We start from the raw sequence: 2118 nt of genomic DNA, 5'->3' as shown, positions 1-2118 counted from the left end.
TAAATAGTTGGAATATGCAATCTTAATATTCCTTATTTTAGAATAACACTTTTTTTCTACACCCTTATAATCAAGCTCCGGTATAAAAATTTTGCTTACTCTGTTAACTGCATTATTTCCGCCGATTATAACAATATTTTTTCCATCATAAGATAGCGTGTATCCATTTTCAGACGTCAATTTATAAACATTTTCAAGATACGCCCTAGGTATCTTATCAATACCATCCTTAACTGCTTGTATCTGCATTGTTGTAAACTTCTTTATTTTTGCTAAGTACACGTATCTAAATCCATTCCTGCTTCTCTCCAACGAAGATTAACGGACTTGGACACATTAGAGTGTATTATTTAATACTGACTAAATGTTCAAATGGATTTTTTACATATCCGTCCATGTGCAGTCAAAAGCAAGTGCCATTGCATGTATTATTATCCATACAATGGCACTTTACAACTAATTATCCCCTTCTTACGGCTTTACATCTAAACGCTTTAATCAAAATTTCTTTAAAACGTTCAATGTCTTACAAGAAGAAGCAGATTTGATTTTTGCCGCATAGAACTGAGGACTCTCAGTATTATACATTTCAAAAACCTCTCCATTTACGAAGTTTATATGCTTCCTTAATTCTTCGATAATCATATTAATATCTGCCCTTGTAAGAAATTTTTCATTTAGTGTTAATATTATATGATTATGTTTTCCTATCGCATCTCTTGATATATAAGCATCATAGTCAAAAGCAGCTTGTGAAAATTTTTCGGGCAATGAATATAGTGATATAGAGGATATATCTTCTCCTGTATCTAGCGATTTTCTTAATCTTGATTCAGTTCTACTTAATTGCAGAATTTTCCCAGAGCTAAAACTTTTTCCGATTATTCCAATATAATTAGCTTTTATATCCAGAGTTCTATAGAGTTCTATAGAGCTTTCAAACCATGTTACCCATTTGCTATTATTTTTCTCAATATCACCATAAACAACAATTGATGTAGTGTTAAATGTACCCATAAAAATCCTCCCATCATGGTATGAATATAATATCTGCCTCTCCAGCTAAACTTCCTAATATCCTCCTGTTATCTTCCATTCTTGCCCTAAGTGCATTCACATCATCAGTTTTACTAGGAACTTCATATTGATCAATCTTGCCGTCAGCTCGTTTTACAAGCAAGTCTGGTCGGCGGTTTGGCTCAATCTTATTTAGGTCGGTTACGTTACTTAATCCTTTATTCAGCCAGATTTCTTCGGCATCGCTATGCTGGGCAAGATCAATTGCTTTATCGACCATAGTGTCCCAATGGCCAGCTGTTCCATTGTTATGTGGTACACTTGGTAAGGAAATTCGTTTTCCATTGATCTTGACGATTTTTCCGAGGTTCTCATTGATTAAAGTTTTAAAGCTTTTTCCTGTTGTCCTTACCAAATCGTCTAGACTAAAACCGCAACTATTGTGAACTAGCAGAGCATTTGCTCCTACAAAATAAGTGTGAAAATCTTCCACATTTAGGTTATAGATTTTTTCAGGTTCGTTCAACATCTCAACTCTTTTTTCAATAAGAGTTTTAAGTTCACCTTTGGAGTTAAGTATTTTATCTCCGACTTTCAAGTTCTCGGCAGCTTTCCACCATCCGCAGTCGGTAAAGAACAAGTGATTTGCAGTTGTTCTGATCTCTTCGTTATCAAGTTTCAGATGAACAAACTCGTATGTACTCTTGATGTAAACGTACTTGACCTTTTTGTAATCTATTGTGCCAGAATTTACATCTTTTGATAATACAAAGTCACCTTCTTTGATGGAATCAATACGCTTAAAGCCTGAAACCGTTGGTATAAGCGTATCTCCTGTGAAACAACCTGTAATAGAACAGGTAGCTTGTTCAGGTGTCAAATCACTTTTTGGAAGCTCTGCTTCTGTACCATTTCTTAATTTATACCAAATTCTCGTTCCAAGATCTTTTGTTTCTTCAACAATTTCAAATAAAGAATCAAGTTTAGTGTTCAAATATGTCTTTAATAGTTGTACACCTTCAGCTGCTACAGTCAACATCTTTGTCAAAGCATCTTTACTTGCTATAGCCTTATCCGCAACCTTAACACACACTTTTGATA

3 protein-coding genes are annotated in these 2118 nt (G+C 34.3%); all 3 read right to left on the bottom strand.

Going from position 1 to position 2118, the window contains the following annotated elements; all coding sequences use genetic code 11:
• Positions 1 to 249: hypothetical protein (locus VIO64_RS08420; RefSeq protein WP_331917086.1), on the bottom strand; the 249-nt coding region annotated here is incomplete at its 3' end.
• A 249-nt stretch (positions 250 to 498) separates the two neighbouring features.
• Positions 499 to 1017, bottom strand: a complete 519-nt coding sequence (locus VIO64_RS08415; RefSeq protein ID WP_331917084.1) for a hypothetical protein — start codon at positions 1015 to 1017, stop codon at positions 499 to 501.
• A 13-nt stretch (positions 1018 to 1030) separates the two neighbouring features.
• The coding region (locus tag VIO64_RS08410) for a polymorphic toxin-type HINT domain-containing protein (protein ID WP_331917082.1) at positions 1031 to 2118 on the bottom strand (1088 nt) is incomplete at its 5' end.

Source organism: Pseudobacteroides sp., assembly GCF_036567765.1.
Taxonomy (GTDB): domain Bacteria; phylum Bacillota; class Clostridia; order Acetivibrionales; family DSM-2933; genus Pseudobacteroides.
This window is presented reverse-complemented; position numbering and strand designations above follow the sequence as displayed.